9 protein-coding genes are annotated in these 15341 nt (G+C 44.9%); 5 read left to right on the top strand and 4 right to left on the bottom strand.

Features of this window, described 5'->3' with window-relative positions; all coding sequences use genetic code 11:
• The first annotated feature begins 49 nt into the window (after positions 1-49).
• The 3 genes from MARME_RS21680 (at position 50) to MARME_RS19675 (ending at position 4032) form a co-directional block, all read left to right on the top strand.
• Positions 50-1873, top strand: a complete 1824-nt coding sequence (locus MARME_RS21680; protein ID WP_013663024.1) for a sensor domain-containing diguanylate cyclase — start codon at positions 50-52, stop codon at positions 1871-1873.
• Between the two features lie 171 nt (positions 1874-2044).
• Positions 2045-3211 (top strand): methyl-accepting chemotaxis protein, encoded by a 1167-nt coding sequence (locus tag MARME_RS19670; protein ID WP_013663025.1) that lies wholly within the window; start codon positions 2045-2047, stop codon positions 3209-3211.
• Complete coding sequence (locus MARME_RS19675) at positions 3208-4032, top strand: hypothetical protein (RefSeq protein ID WP_013663026.1); 825 nt, start codon at positions 3208-3210, stop codon at positions 4030-4032. Before MARME_RS19670 ends, MARME_RS19675 begins: the two co-directional genes overlap by 4 nt.
• A 213-nt stretch (positions 4033-4245) precedes the next feature.
• Here MARME_RS19675 and choX read toward each other — a convergent pair whose 3' ends face one another.
• Positions 4246-5187 carry a choline ABC transporter substrate-binding protein gene (choX, locus tag MARME_RS19680; protein WP_013663027.1) on the bottom strand — a complete coding sequence of 314 codons (942 nt, stop codon included), beginning with the start codon at positions 5185-5187 and terminating at the stop codon, positions 4246-4248.
• Positions 5188-5405: 218 nt separating this feature from the next.
• Positions 5406-6944, bottom strand: a complete 1539-nt coding sequence (betC, locus tag MARME_RS19685; RefSeq protein ID WP_013663028.1) for a choline-sulfatase — start codon at positions 6942-6944, stop codon at positions 5406-5408.
• Positions 6945-7094: 150 nt separating this feature from the next.
• Here betC and MARME_RS19690 point away from each other — a divergent pair, with 150 nt between their 5' ends.
• Both MARME_RS19690 and MARME_RS19695 read left to right on the top strand, forming a co-directional pair.
• Positions 7095-7997 carry a LysR substrate-binding domain-containing protein gene (locus MARME_RS19690; protein WP_013663029.1) on the top strand — a complete coding sequence of 301 codons (903 nt, stop codon included), beginning with the start codon at positions 7095-7097 and terminating at the stop codon, positions 7995-7997.
• 60 nt (positions 7998-8057) lie between these two features.
• Complete coding sequence (locus MARME_RS19695; RefSeq protein WP_013663030.1) at positions 8058-9788, top strand: SulP family inorganic anion transporter; 1731 nt, start codon at positions 8058-8060, stop codon at positions 9786-9788.
• 114 nt (positions 9789-9902) lie between these two features.
• Here the strand turns inward: MARME_RS19695 and MARME_RS19700 are convergent, their stop codons facing one another.
• Positions 9903-11834 (bottom strand): putative bifunctional diguanylate cyclase/phosphodiesterase, encoded by a 1932-nt coding sequence (locus MARME_RS19700; protein ID WP_013663031.1) that lies wholly within the window; start codon positions 11832-11834, stop codon positions 9903-9905.
• Between the two features lie 997 nt (positions 11835-12831).
• On the bottom strand, positions 12832-15204 hold the full coding sequence (locus MARME_RS21685; RefSeq protein ID WP_013663033.1) for a bifunctional diguanylate cyclase/phosphodiesterase: 2373 nt from the start codon (positions 15202-15204) through the stop codon (positions 12832-12834).
• Positions 15205-15341: the final 137 nt, after the last annotated feature.

Below are 15341 nucleotides of genomic sequence, written 5' to 3' on the forward strand. Positions count from 1 at the left end.
AAAGTTGTAGACTTGTTTGCGTCTTCCCAAGCAAGCAGGCTTACTTTGTATGATTCGCTCAAAGACCTCTAGCGACCATAGTTGTTCCTGCCACGGATTGTCGGACACAACAGTACTTCAAGCGATCTCCAATCTTTGTGAGGCAACCAACTCGTGGGTGTGCTTGCGCTCACTAAACGGCAACGAAATCTGCACCCTTCCAGAGAACGAGCCTGCTCTACGCGCACTTAAACCGTCCTATCTTAAACAGCCTGCTCGATCTGAAAAAGCTCCCTCCTCTATCTCACAGCGGCATAAAATAGAATCGATCATCGTTCATAACTCCGAGAAGATCGGCCTACTAGAACTGTATGTTGTAGACTTAGAAAAAGCAGATGCCATCATGACCTGCATGCAACAAAGCATTCAGTTATCACTGAATCAGGTTACTAGGTACTCTCAGGATAGAGAAGAAACGTTTCGCCATGTAATTGATGCCACCCCGATCGCGATTAACTATCTCAACGGTAAAACAGGTAAGATCGAATTTATTAACAAGGCCTTTCAAGACACCTTTGGTTACGCATTAGAAGAAATACCCACGCTCCAAACTTGGGTCGAGCGAGCTTACCCTGATGATGCCGTTCGACTGAATGTCGCCGCAGAATGGATTCAAAGAATCGACAGTTATAGGCAGCAGGGGCGATCCGTGCCAAGCATTAGGACACAAATCACCTGTCGCGACGGCAGCACACGCCAAGTCTTGCAACAGATAGAGAGGCTCGGTGACTACAGAATCTCCAGTTTTGTGGATCTTTCCGCTTTATCGGATATAGAGAGTCGTATGCAAACGCGTTATGGGATGCTCGAAATGCTGCTTACCAAGGCCTCTTTGGATGAGGTCTTGGCTTCAATTGTCAGGCGTATCGAAAACGAAGCATGCAAAGGGTTTAAATGCTCAATCCTTCTTTTAAACAATGCCAGGAATACATATGTAAAAAGTGTCGCCCCAAGCCTTCCTGAAGAATATAACCAAGCCGTATGTGGGATGAGCATAGGCCTAGGTGTAGGCTCCTGTGGCACCGCCGCTTACTTGGGTGAGCGTGTGATTGTTGAAAACATCATGACCCACGAATATTGGCGAGACTACCTTGATCTCGCAAAAATAGGCGGAGTACAGTCATGCTGGTCTGAACCTATTTTGTCTTCTAAAGGGCATGCTATAGGCTCGTTCGCGATCTACAATGAGGCACCTGCAACGCCCTCAGACGACGATATTGAACTCATCAGCTTTGCCGCTAAGTTAGCCTCCGTCGCAATCGAAAATCGCCTTGCTCAACGAAAGCTGGAAGAACAGGCATTTTATGACCACCTCACTGGCCTAGTGAATCGCCGGCGTTTCTTCGAATTAGCGGAAGTTAGTCTGCAAGAATCCATCGAACAGAACTACCCTTTGTCCATCTTGATGCTGGATATCGACAGGTTCAAAGAAATCAATGACCGTTTTGGCCATGAAACAGGCGACAGAGTCTTACAAGCCTTAGCGAGATGCGCTAGCTCTCTTGTGGGTAAAAACGACGTTGTAGGGAGATTTGGTGGAGAAGAGTTTACGATTTTGCTACCACAGTCAGACCGAAAACGAGCCGCTAGCTTAGCCAAAACACTCAGACAAGCGCTATCGGAGTTGAGGACTCCTAGCAGCACAGGAATAGACGTGCAATTTACGGCCTCTTTTGGCGTTGTCTGCAATGACGCAAAGAACCGCAGCATTGACGATTTATTAAGCAAAGCAGACCATGCACTTTATCAGGCAAAAGGAAACGGGCGTAATTGTGTCGTTTCTTATACGCCACAAAAACCGACCTCCTTCACTCCCAATATATCGAATCGTTAAACTCGAGTTAGCACCGCACCATTTGCGTGCTCACTTCTATCCAAAATAGATTAAATCGACCGAATAACGACCTAAAAACACCAAAACGAGCCAATTCAATACTATTTGCGACTCTTACTATGGCGCGCTTGTTGCTTAACTTGAACTAAAAAAGACCTTAGGAGAAAAGGTATGTTGCTAAAGCCTGGTATTGTCGTTCTATCAAATCTTTCCGATAACGGAAAACTTGCGCTATTCAGCGTGCTGACATTTTGCGCCTGTACACCCTATATGGGCATACACGCACTGCCGTCAGACGCAGACCTACCGCTGATCGCCTTTTTATTGTCTGCTTATTTCTTTGTTTCAGGTCAACGACTTAGCCGAATGAGAATTCGCTCATTAATCGAACATATCGCAGCACTGAAACGTGAGGAGCAAACACTCCCCCTAAGTGAACAAGATAAAGACTTTAACAACGTCGCAAACCTTGTAAATGGGCTGCTCAGAGATCTCGACAGAAAAAAAGAGCTTCTAAACAACTGCTCAATGGAAGCCGAATACACAGCTAAAGAGCTGCAAAACTCGTCTTCTCAGGTCGCTTCTGGTGCAGAACAAGAGTTTCACGCACTCGACTCTCTCGCTTCCACCAGCGAGGAAATGAATACCACCATCACTGATATCGCCAGCCGTTTAGACGGAACAAGCACCAAAGCACTCAGCACTCTGTCAGAGTCACAACAAGGCCGAGAGGTTTTAAGCAGTTTGACAGATCGGCTAAAGGAAGTAGGGACGATGGTGGCTCACAATCAGGATCACATTGGTTCTCTTACTCAAAGTGCCGATGAAATTTCCTCTTTTGTGGAGCGTATTCGAGACATCACATCCGAAATTAACCTTCTAGCACTCAATGCTTCTATTGAATCCGCACGAGCTGGTGAGGCGGGACGAGGGTTCTCCGTGGTTGCAGATGAGGTACGTAACTTAGCCCATAATACGGCCAAGGCGACTCAGGATATCTCTGAGCTGGTGTCCAGCATGAACCAAAGAGTTTCACTTTCAAATAAAAACAGCCAGCATTTAGAAACACTGACAGAGCAAGCACAGCAAGCTCTTAAGTTAGTGACCGTCTCATTCAACTCAATAGAATCCGCTGCAAAGGATACTCAGGAAGAAGTTGTTATGTCGCGCGCCACTATGGATGAGTTTCGTTTAGCAAATGAACAAATGTCTCAGCGATTACAGCACCTCGCAGGCGTAAGTGAACTAAACTCAAAAAGTAGCAAGGACACAAAAGACATGGTGCGCTATTTAGAATGGCTTTCATCGAGGTTAAAACCTCAAGGAGAACTTGTATGACACTGACGCTTGTTATTTCAATTGTCATTATTATTGGTCTGTCAGTGCTCGCCTTATTGACTACTCTCTGGTCAAAAAAAGCGGCAAAGGCCCGCGCCAGTAACGGTCTAGAAGGACTCAAACAGTTAATCGGTATCATTAAGCTAATTCAACAACATAGGGGCCTTCACTCCGCTTTTTTGAATGGTAAAGCAGATTACAAAGCTAAACTATCCTCGCTAGAGACGGACATTCAGCACCGTTTCACTGTTTTACAGCAATTTGAGGAAACACACAGTTATAAACAGGGCTTTGGCACAAAAGCCCTACAATTGCGCTGGCAACGCCTGATTCAAACACACTTGCAATCCAGTAATGAAAGTTTCCGAGCGCATTCTGGAGCCATTTCCCGATTACTCGACACGCTTTGGGACGTTGCAGACAAGTTTGGATTGACGACCCACCCAGATGAGAAGATAAGAGAATTGGCAGCACAGTTCGTACGCAATATCCCCGAACTCACGGAATCCATAGGCCAAATTCGAGCACTGTCTGTTCAAGCCGCGAGCCATCACGAACTCAGTGCAGACAAAAAGCTGCAACTGCTTTACACCCTATCGCGTATCGAATCGCGCCTTGTTGGCCTCGACCAATACTATTCAGAAAAAAGCCTAAAGCACATTGCCAGTTTTATAGGGGTTATTCGCCAAGGAACGGAGAACCAAAGCCTTGGTGATCAGGATCCAGATACCTTATTTAAAGAAGCAACCTCGGTCATCGACCAACTGTATGAAGGGGTTCTTAAAGGCTTTTCGACATTGCATGAAAAGGTCCTCAGCTAAGGCTGTGAACGAAAACGAAAGGCGAACGGCCGTCGAGAAAAGAGAAAAGAGAAAAGAGAAAAGAGAAAAGAGAAAAGAATAACGTTAAGAATTGGCCGCCACCACAAAAGAAGAGGACATAGTAGCGACCAAAGACGTGCTGTTGGCATCACTTATTACTGAGCGATGCCAACAATTCGTGAACGGTTTGACGGCATGACAAACCGTCTGACATTACAAACCTAACGTTGACTCTACGGCTGGCAATGCTGGCTCACCAGAAACCGTCTTAATCCCATCTAGCCATGATGAAAGCACCGCTGGGTTCTTCTTAAGCCAGCTTTGCGCCGCTTCCTTCGCCGACATTCCTTCGTCTGTCATTGAAATAACGGTGTTTTCCATTGTGAGAGAGAACTCTAGGTTTTCGAAGAATTTACCTGTGTTTGCGCACTCGTCCATATAACCTTTACGAGTGACGGTATGGATCGTCGCGCCACCGTAATTCGGACCAAAATACTCGTCGCCGCCCGACAGGTATTTAAGATCAAAGTTAACATTCATTGGGTGTGGTTCCCACGCAAGAAAGACAATGAATTTATCACGTTTCACCGAGCGCGCCACTTGAGACAACATGGCTTGCTCACCCGACTCAACCACATTCCATTTACCGAGGTCGAAGTCATTTTTCTCGATCATCTTCATTAAGTTCTGGTTCGCTGGCGATCCAGCACCAATACCGTAGATGCGGCGATTAAATTTACGAGGAAATTTATTTAAATCAGAGAAGTCCTTTACACCAGCATCATAGACATAAGACGGCACGGCCAATGTAAATTTGACGCCCGTCAAGTTCGTCTTAACGACGTCAATTTCACCTTTATATTTTTCAATAAAGGCCGTTTGAGCAGGCATCCAGTTGCCAAGGAACACGTCAATTTCGCCGTTTTTCACGCTTTCAAACCCAATCGGAACACCCAACAGCTTGATATCGGTTTTGTAACCTAGCGCTTCTAAAACGGTCGTCGCCAACGCGTTGGTGGCGCCGATATCACTCCAACCTGGGTCCGTTAAAGTTACGGTTTTACATTGTTCTGATTCTACCGCCATCGCACTGACAGACACCGCCGACACCACTATTGCCGGTAGAACACGTTTGCATAAACTAAACTGCTTCATTACTCGGTTCCTCGTTTCTTTTATGATAGTGAATGGTCTTTCTTATTATTTAAAATGCTTCGAAAGCTAGGGAAGCTAGGGAAGGTGTGAACAAGTCCACTGGCTTCAGCGTGTGATAACTCTTCTTTATTCGAGGCAAGTGTCTGGAGACAAATGCCGCTGTCCAATATTGAGCATATTGGCAAGAAAGTTAACAAGAATTAAGAAGCTCATAAGACTTATTCGTACCTTCCCTGTACTTTCGGATAGCGAGACTTCGCCTCTAGATCATCCAGATCAATGTGGTTGCGCATATACATTTCACTGGCCTGAAAAATCGGTTGATGATCCCAAGCAATTTTCGAATTCCCTTCACCAAATGCTTTCACAATAAGACGGCGGCGACGCTGACTAATAACAACCGCTTGTGATATTGCATTGGAATCCCAACGCTGTAGTGCTTCTTCACGAAACGCGTTGGTAATATCAGCAAACTCTGGATTAGTCGCCAAATTATTCAATTCAAGAGGGTCTTTTTCGAGGTCGTAGAACTGATCAGGGTCAGCGATACAATGTACGTATTTGTACTGCCCGCGACGGATCATAAACAAGGGAGCAATCGTACCCTCGCCACAGTACTCGCCAATCACTTCATCATGGCCACCCTCTTTGCCTTCCACATGTGGAACAAGGCTACGACCATCAATCGGCATAGCGTAATCCACACCCTCGCCATGCGTTGCCCAGTCGACAAACGTTGGCAATAAATCCATGGTCGATACAGACTCTTTAACGCGTTTTGGTTTAAAGCGATCAGGTGCGCAAACAATCATAGGCACGCGCGCAGAACCTTCGAAGTAAGACATTTTGTACCAAAGATCGCGCTCGCCTAGCATGTCGCCGTGATCACCGGAGAATACAATGATGGTGTTCTCGTCCAAACGACAATCCTTCAACGCTTTAAGCAGCTGACCCACTTGGTCGTCAACATAGCTGCACGCGCCATAATAAGCGTGCTTTGCGTTACGTATCTCGTCGTCAGAAATCTCTTGGTCGTAATACGCAAACACACCCTGAAGACGACGAGAATGCGGATCTTGATCTGCTTCAGGCATTCTCACTTTTGGTAAATCGACCTCATCATGATCGTAACGGTCCCAATATTCTTGGGTGATCGCATACGGGTCATGCGGGTGCGTCATAGAAACCGTTAAACAAAACGGTCTATCTTGCTTACCGCGTGCGTAGTCATAAAGATAACGTTGGGCATGAAACACCACCTCATCATCGAAATCGAGCTGATTGCTTCGCACGCACGTTCCCGCTTGTGTCACAGACGACATATTGTGATACCAAGTTGGGCGTACGTCTGGCTCATCCCAGTTAGGGAACCAACCGTAATCGGCGGGGTAAATATCCGTCGTCAGACGCTCTTCAAAACCATGCAATTGATCTGGGCCACAGAAGTGCATTTTTCCCGATAGGGCCGTTTGATAGCCACTCGCTCTCATATAATGTGCAAACGTTGGAATGTCCGCAGGAAAGTCGGCGGCATTGTCCCAAGCGCCAATGCGAGTCGGTAGCTGCCCCGTCATTAAGACATATCGCGACGGCGCGCAAAGTGGACTATTACAGTAAGCAGATTCAAATACGACGCCCTGATCCGCAAGTCTTTGTAAGTTCGGCACTTTCGCGACTTTGCCACCATACATAGGCAACGCGGACGCCGCCATTTGATCGGCCATAATGAATAAAATATTTGATTGTTGATTCGCCATTCAGCAAGACCTCAAAACAAAGAATAAAATAAGATAAAATAATATTTAAATTACGAAGACATTAGTCATAAAATAGATATAACCTAGACTGAATCTTATTTTTAGTACTGTAAACCGACTAAAATCTAATGACTGAGATAAGCTGAACTAATGCTAACTGAAAGCGACATGCCCCCTTTACAAATGCTGGTAGTTTTTGAATCATCTGCTAGGCATTTAAGCTTTACTGCAGCGGCCCGAGAATTGGGCACGACTCAACCCGCTATTAGCCAGCAGGTCAAAGCGTTAGAAGGGTATTTGAAGACTCCTCTTTTTAAGCGAGTCTATCGAGGAGTCGAATTAACGGATGCAGGTCATATTTTACTAAAAACGACACAAGCAAGTTTTGGCGAAATTCGTAAAACGGTGACCTATATCCGCAAAAAAAATAAGACGCCACGCATCAATGTCGCGACCGATTTTGCCTTTTCCGCTTACTGGTTGCTGCCCAGACTGCCCGATTTTAGAAAGCGTCACCCTGATATTGATATTCGTTTACATACCGCTCAAAGCAATGTGGATATCGGCTTATCAGATGCGGATTTAGCCATTGTGTTTAGTAATGGCGTACACAGTGGTTTTTATACTGATAAATTGTTCGAAGAAGATGTGTACCCGATTTGCAGTCCAAGGTTATTAGAAGAGGTCGGTCCAATTACAGACCTCGACCAAATCACAGGGGTTCCACTGTTAAAGTTAAATGCAGGTGACGAAGAAAAGTGGATGACGTGGGAGACACTTTTTCAGCAACACAACACGTCGTGGTCACCTTCTCATTCAGTAATGGAATTCGATAATTATACGCTTTTGGTTCAAGCGGCGATTGCAGGCCAAGGCTTTGCTCTTGGATGGGGATCACTGATCGACGATATGATAGACAAGAACATGTTGGTGGGCTTGCAAGCCTTCCGAAGCCAATCTCATTATGGCTACTTTACCGTCGTTCCACAGCCGTTGGTAGAAGACCCTATTGTTAAAACGTTCAAAGATTGGATACATTCACAAAATGACTAAACACAGAAAGGCCGATTGTTTGTATTCAGATATCGCATTTTTGTGGTCGAGGAGATCAGCGTGAGTCAACGAGGCAGCAATACGCCCTTTCTTTCAAACAGCACGCGCGCAAAGATGGTAGAACATCTGCCTTTCTTTCGTTGGTTAAAAGCCTCGACCTCGAAAACACTCGTCGCTGACTTTTTAGCAGCCTTAACGGGCTTAGTCGTTGTTCTTCCTCAAGGTGTGGCGTATGCCTTGATTGCAGGAGTGCCGCCGGAGTACGGTCTTTACACGGCCATTATTGTCCCTATTGTAACGGCCTTATTTGGTTCGTCATGGCACCTCATTTCAGGCCCCGCTGCCGCAATTTCTATTGTCGTTTTGAGTGTCGCCAGCAGTGTGGCGGAAAGCACACAGACAGACTTCATTTCCGCTGTGCTATTACTTACCTTTCTCGTCGGTTTAATTCAGTTTGGTTTGGGTATTGCTCGGCTGGGCATTTTAGTTAATTTTATCTCACATACGGTTGTCATCGGTTTTACGGCAGGCGCGGCTCTTTTGATCGCGACCAGTCAATTTAAATACGTTATGGGTGTTTCTCTTGAGTCCGGTTTGTCGTTTCTGGAGACATGGGATCAACTCTTTCACTCCCTACCTCAACTAAACCTGTACGACCTTGCTATTGCCGCAAGTACCGTGTTCTGCGCACTAATCGCAAAACGTTTAAAATCCCCCATACCTCCCATGTTATTAGGTATGCTTGGAGGCATCGCTGTGTGCTTTTTTATTCAAGGCACCGCGCATGATGTCCGTATGGTAGGAGCCATGCCATCAGGATTACCCGCTTTTAACATTCCAAATTGGTCACAAGAGATGGTCAGTGCCCTCTTACCCGGCGCAATGGCGTTGGCGATACTAGGTCTAGTAGAAGCGGTCTCTATTTCCCGAGCCATTGCCATTAAATCTGGGCAAAGAATAGACGGTAATCAAGAGTTTATTGGTCAAGGGTTGGCAAACATGCTGGGGAGCTTTTTCTCTTGCCACGCGGCTTCTGGCTCTTTTACTCGATCAGGCGTGAACTACGACGCAGGCGCTAAAACACCACTTGCTGCCATATTTACGGCATGCTTATTGGTGCTTGTTCTGTGGTTTGTCCCAAACATCACGGCTTTTTTACCGCTCTCAGCCATGGGCGGCGCCATTATGCTCATTGCATGGAATTTGATTGATACGAAACACATCCATCATATTTTCAAACGCAATCGACAGGAATCGATCGTTCTATTAGTAACTTTCTTCGCGACCCTATTTATGGCGCTCGAATTTGCCATCTATCTCGGCGTACTGGTTTCTTTATTAATGTATTTAAAGCGTACCTCCCAGCCCCGCGTTATGGATGTCGCACCTAAGCAATATACGCCGAGCATCGATCTTCGAAGTGTCGAACGCTTCGATTTAGAAGAACTGGAAAACCTCAAAATCATCCGTATCGATGGTTCTATTTTTTTTGGCGCCGTCAATCACATCCAGAAAGAAATTCAGCGTCGACAAAAAGCCAACACCCATTTAAAACACATACTGATACATGGGCCAGGCATCAACTTTATTGATCTATCCGGCGCAGAAATGCTAGAGCGAGAAGCGCATCGATTAGAAGAGGAAGGGTGCTCACTCTACTTTTGCGCACTAAAAAATACCGTCATGGATGAAATAAGAGACAGCGGCCTAATGGAGAGCATAGGAGAAAAACGCTTCTTCTCCACTGCTGATGACGCCTTAACACTGTTAAACCGCAATGAGCAAACCTAGAAATAGACTGAAAAGCTATCTCTGAAAGCAGCCTCTTAAAGTTATCCCCATTGATGCCAAAAAGTGCATTTTGAAACAAAGTTGGGATAAATCGTTAGGTTATGCTCAACGTTATTAACAATGTCGTGCCATTAGCTCACTAAGCGGCATAGGTTTGTTATATAAAAAACCTTGATGATGATAAATACCATTGGCGATCAGTTGGTCAGCCTGCTCTTGCGTTTCCACACCTTCGGCAACCACGCCCTGCCCCATAGATTGAGACATATGAGCAACAGCGCCAATAATGGCTGAGCCATTTTTAAATATGTTATTGATAAAAGCTCTGTCAATTTTAATGACATCGACACCGATATCCTGAATAACTGACAATGATGAATAGCCTGTTCCAAAATCATCGAGTGAAACTTTAATACCCATCTCACGAACCCGCTCGATGCGCTTAAGCAACCCGCCTTTATCGGTTGCAAAAACCGACTCCGTCAGCTCCAAATGAATGTTAGCGGAACTAACACCCACCTCAGCCAAAACGACTTCGATCAGCTCAACAAATTCGTCGTCCTGAAACTGAATGACCGAGACGTTAATCCCGATCGCAGCACTGGGGTACATCTGGCTCAATGAAACGCTGTCCTCGCACGCTCTTTTGAGTACCCAATTCCCTAAAGATTGTATTAACCCATGCTGCTCCGCGATGACAATAAATTCATCCGGTGGAATAAACTCGCCGTCAAGCTGCCAACGGCAAAGCGCTTCGAATGAAACAACTTCCTTGGTACGAGCGTCAAAAATAGGCTGATAATACAGCTCAAGATGGTTATTGAGAATCGCATCTTCTAACTGGTCTTTAAGGGTCAACTCACGGGTGTATTTCTCGTACATTGCCTGACTAAAAAAGCCCACTTGCCCTTTTTCGGCCTTCTTCTGTTGATACATGGCAATGTCAGCATTTTGTATTAATAGGTCGTATGAACGGCCGTGTTCGGGGTAATGGGCGACCCCAATCGTTACCCCGATGGACAAGTTCATCCGATTAATCACATAAGGGCGAGAAATGTCTTCAATCAGACCATTGGCTTTCTGCTCTAAACCCTCACGGTCTAATGTAAGTACGAGAAACTCGTCGCCCCCCCATCTGCCAACCAAGTCACGTTCGTTTAACGATGACATTAAGCGTGCTGCAGCTTGTTGGAGTAGATCATCGCCAACAGCGTGCCCAAGGCGATCATTGATGGATTTAAATCCATCGAGATCCATAAACATCAGAGAATAGTGTTCATTCTCTATCTGAACACGCTTCAGCGCTTTTAAGAAGCCATAGCGATTTAGGAGATTGGTAAGAGAGTCAAAACGTGAAAGTCGGTCCAGCTGTTTCGTGCGATCTTCAATCTCTTTTTCCATGTGAGAAATCAAATGCTGATTTTGATATTTATGAGCTATCGCCTGTTTTGTAAAATGAGATGCATTAAACGCACTCCCACACATAACAAATGTAAAAAAAGCACCAAGCCAGCCAAACATATGAAAGCCAGATGCGGCTGAAAATATCAACACTACGGAATAGGGAAGCAATACCAGTGTTGAATAGGTCACTGCAAGAATGCGGTTACTGGATAAAAAATTAACGGACCCGCCAGCAAAGGCCGCCAAGATTACGACAGTCGATATGTTTGAGACGAAGGTGGCCGTCTCGTGAAACCAAATACCATAGACGCTCCAAGCCAGTGCCGTAAGCACAAGATTGAACGAAAAGCGTTTAATAAATCGTGAGTAAAGGTCGGCTTGACTGCGTTTGCGTGCCGTTACATAGCAAAAGTAGTCCGTTAGCCTGACCGCCAAAATAGCCGTCATTGCGCACAGCCAGATCAGACGTTGCGTCATGTCATTGGGGTGTTCAAATCCAAACACTAGAATCAGTGCGACGATCTGAGTGACGCCAAGGCCCAAAATGTTATTTTTATAAAGAAGATGGAGCGCCTCAAGACGTCCTGACTTCTGACTTGTAGACGTATTGCGGTCTAATTGGTCGCTTATTGCTGGCTCCACTCTTCCCCCTTTGCTGTTTATATACCTTCATAAACAATTTCTTGCGCCTTAACGATACTTTATTTACAAAGCGCTGAGTACCATTGAACAAGATTTACTCGGGTATTACCCAATTTACAAGCACTCCATACATAACATTATTAACCCTTACCGATAGTTACATTATGAACACGACAAAAAGGACGCTAGTGACGCCGCACTCACAAGAAAAAATGCGATGAGGCAAAGTACGGTAGGAAAAACCAAGATAGAACAAACCAAGATAAGACGATAAATAAAATGACTGACGACACAAGGTCGCAGGCATGGGCATGTTCATCTGAATAAGACATCCGCCCTACCTACGATGTTGCTTTATTAAGGAAGGTACGAATCAGTCTTATGAGCTTCAGTCTTATCAGAGAAACAACCTATTAAGGCGAGAGTGAAGAGGCGTTATCAACACGCTGTTTCACACTTTCCTTAAGCAAACGTATCCACTTTAGAGCCCACTTTTCCATCTGGGTCTTTTTTCTTTTCCTTAGCGTCACTCGTTTCATTTGATTGTTTATTGGAATAAGTGTTGCTTTCATTTGCCTTCTTCTCTTTGTAATTTGCTTTTGAATCAGGTCCGTTTTGCTCGTGTCAGTCTCAGAAGCCCCTGACTTTGTTGCCGCACTAGCGAGCTGCTCTCTTAGTTATTTTACCTTTGCCTCTAACTTTTCGATCTTAGACTGATTATTAGACGATCCAGAAGAACCACTGGAGGACTGCTTGGTTATAGAACTTAAATCCATAGATATACTGCTCATGAAATAGACTACGCTGCTGAAATTTATATACTCAGTGCGAATTATCGACCATCAAAATAAACACTCGAAACAATTAGTCGCTTTCTTACACAACTGTAATATTCAGCTAAGAAATCAGCTCATGAAACACGGAAAAACGCTCGCATGGCTCGCTTTAGGAAGGTATGAAATGCCTACGGGGGCATTCGAGAATAGACAATGCTTTTTTAATCGCAGGTTGAAGGTATTGAAGCCGATCGCAACGTCGCAATAATATCTTCCAAGCGCTGGGGTTTTGAAAAATAATACCCTTGCAAGTAATCACAGCCATATTTGCTGAGTAACGCCGCCTGCTCTTGCGTTTCTACGCCCTCAGCGACCACCAAGATGCCCAACGAGTGCGCCATGGATATCATCCCTTCACACAATGCACCAGACGGTGACTGTTCGTCTAACTTGCTCACAAAAGACTTATCAATTTTTAGATAATCAATGTTGTAGTTCATAATATACGAAAGCGATGAATACCCCGTGCCAAAGTCGTCTAAGGCAACCTGAACACCGTGCTTTCTGAAATTTAAAAGATGCTGCTGAGTGCCGTCTTCCGCATTCATAAAAAGGTTTTCTGTGATTTCAACAACGAGACCGTTTTTGCCTGATGTTCCCTCACTGTAGACACCTGTCAGCAAATCGTAGAGCAGCTTAGTTCGATCGCTTTGGCTGTTTGACAACTGAATAGGCGAGACATTAACACTGACCTGAATATGCTCGCCATAGACAGATTGCAGCTTGTCTAACGCCATTTTTGCTTCGAGGATCACCCATTCACCAATATCAACAATTTGACCGGACTCTTCCGCGTACCCAATAAATTGATCTGGCGGTATTAAGCCTCGCGTCGGATGCTGCCAACGAATCAATGCTTCAAACTTCATAATCTCACCAACATTGTTGACGATTGGCTGAAAGACAAGATGAAATTCTTTATTCGCAATGGCGTCACGTAAATCTTTTACCAGCTCGATTTTTTCCAGCAACGCGTATTTAAGCTCAACATCAAAGTCTTTTACTTCGTTCCTACCTGCTCGCTTCGCTGAATACAGAGCTTGATCCGCTGCCGCCATCACCTCGCGCTCATCGACCCCGTCTTCAGGGTACATAGCAACGCCAATACTACAGCTCACATGAATCTCACCCTGCGAGAACTCAAACGGCTGACGAACTTGTGTTTGAATGTTCTGACAAAAATCATGAACGTATTCTTTATTCACATTCGTGCCGCTCAGCAAGAAAATAAACTCATCCCCTCCTAAACGACAAATAAGTTGTTGTTTAGGGCAAAGTGCCATGAGTCTTTTGGCTGTAATTCTTAAGATTTCATCGCCTACCTGATGACCGCGAGTATCATTCACTTCTTTAAAGAGATCCAAATCGATCAATAACAAAGCGAATTTTTGATTGTAAACTTTGGCTTCTCTGAGTTGTTCAAACAGCGCTTTGTTAAATCGCTCTCGATTTCCAGCCCCCGTCAACAAATCGGTTTGCGCTTGCTGAATCATCTTTTTTTCAGCTTGCTCCTTCTTCTCAGCCATTGAGATGAAACGATTTTGTAATTCGTCCATCTCTTTTACGCCAGTGGCGGCCTTGTAGGTGATTTTTTCATTCTGACCAATACGGAACGTCATATAGGAGAGGGTGTTCAAAGGAGTAAGAATGGAATTTAAAAAGAAGATTCTGAGCAATAACAATACCGCAGCAACAACGCCTGTAAAAATCATGAAGATTAAGGAATAACGGTCGTCTATTTGCTCTAAAGCATCGTCTACTGCGATACCCGTCACAAAAGTAAGCAACACACCAGCCGCCTCGTCATCGACCTGATGCCGCGTAAATATTCGATTCACGCCATCTGGCCCCGTATTCATCCCTGAGAGAGAACGCACTGATTCCAATAAAGAAGAGTCGGCGTCTCTAGGGAAGCTTGCCATCGCACGCCCTTGCGAGTCCAAAACATACGCAATGCTCTTATTTGGCAAATCAATACTGTTTATTAAGTCTGTCCACCAATCAAGCGAGATAACGACCACACCCGCGCCTACTACATGGGATTGATCACGCTCATCTATGACCGGATACGCAAAATTGATCGCCGGACGACCAATGACACGATCAATGTGCACACCGCTGGTCGTAAAGTGCTGGCCAGACAGCGCCTTACTGATATAAGCACGATCCCTGACGTTAACTGGTGAGGTTAGTTTGGTGCCATTACACGTCAGAACACCTTGGCGATCAGGCACGCCAATATTGACGAATCGATCATCAAGACGAGTAAGCTTTTGGACTAATTGTTGGCATTCGAGTGAATCAGGTGATTGAAGTGCGGGTAAAGACACCAATGCCTCAAGAAAGGAACGAGTAGAAGCCACAATGGCCTCCTGATTCTGCACCGCTTTCTTAGAGATCAAATTCGCATACTGGTACAGCTCTTTTTTTTCCGAGGCCTTGCTGAAATCAAAACTAAGGTAAATAAATGCGTAACAAGGAACGACAATCAACAACGTGATTAGATATAACCTTCCCTTCAGCGTATTCAACATTCCCAGCCTCTACATCCTTAACTGCAATTGGACAGACAGTAAAACCTAATAAAATACTAAAACAATAAGACATAACAAAAAAACAAAAACGGCATAACGAATTTTTATAACATTAGACGAGTTTTCTACTAAATTAC

The sequence above is a fragment of the Marinomonas mediterranea MMB-1 genome, assembly GCF_000192865.1.
GTDB lineage: Bacteria > Pseudomonadota > Gammaproteobacteria > Pseudomonadales > Marinomonadaceae > Marinomonas > Marinomonas mediterranea.

Coding starts and splice junctions, on each gene's coding strand:
- MARME_RS21685 (WP_013663033.1), bottom strand. CDS start 15,204: ATGTTGAATACGCTGAAGGGAAGGTTATATCTAATCACGTTGTTGATT.
- MARME_RS19690 (WP_013663029.1), top strand. CDS start 7,095: ATGCTAACTGAAAGCGACATGCCCCCTTTACAAATGCTGGTAGTTTTT.
- MARME_RS21680 (WP_013663024.1), top strand. CDS start 50: ATGATTCGCTCAAAGACCTCTAGCGACCATAGTTGTTCCTGCCACGGA.
- betC (WP_013663028.1), bottom strand. CDS start 6,944: ATGGCGAATCAACAATCAAATATTTTATTCATTATGGCCGATCAAATG.
- MARME_RS19670 (WP_013663025.1), top strand. CDS start 2,045: ATGTTGCTAAAGCCTGGTATTGTCGTTCTATCAAATCTTTCCGATAAC.
- choX (WP_013663027.1), bottom strand. CDS start 5,187: ATGAAGCAGTTTAGTTTATGCAAACGTGTTCTACCGGCAATAGTGGTG.
- MARME_RS19675 (WP_013663026.1), top strand. CDS start 3,208: ATGACACTGACGCTTGTTATTTCAATTGTCATTATTATTGGTCTGTCA.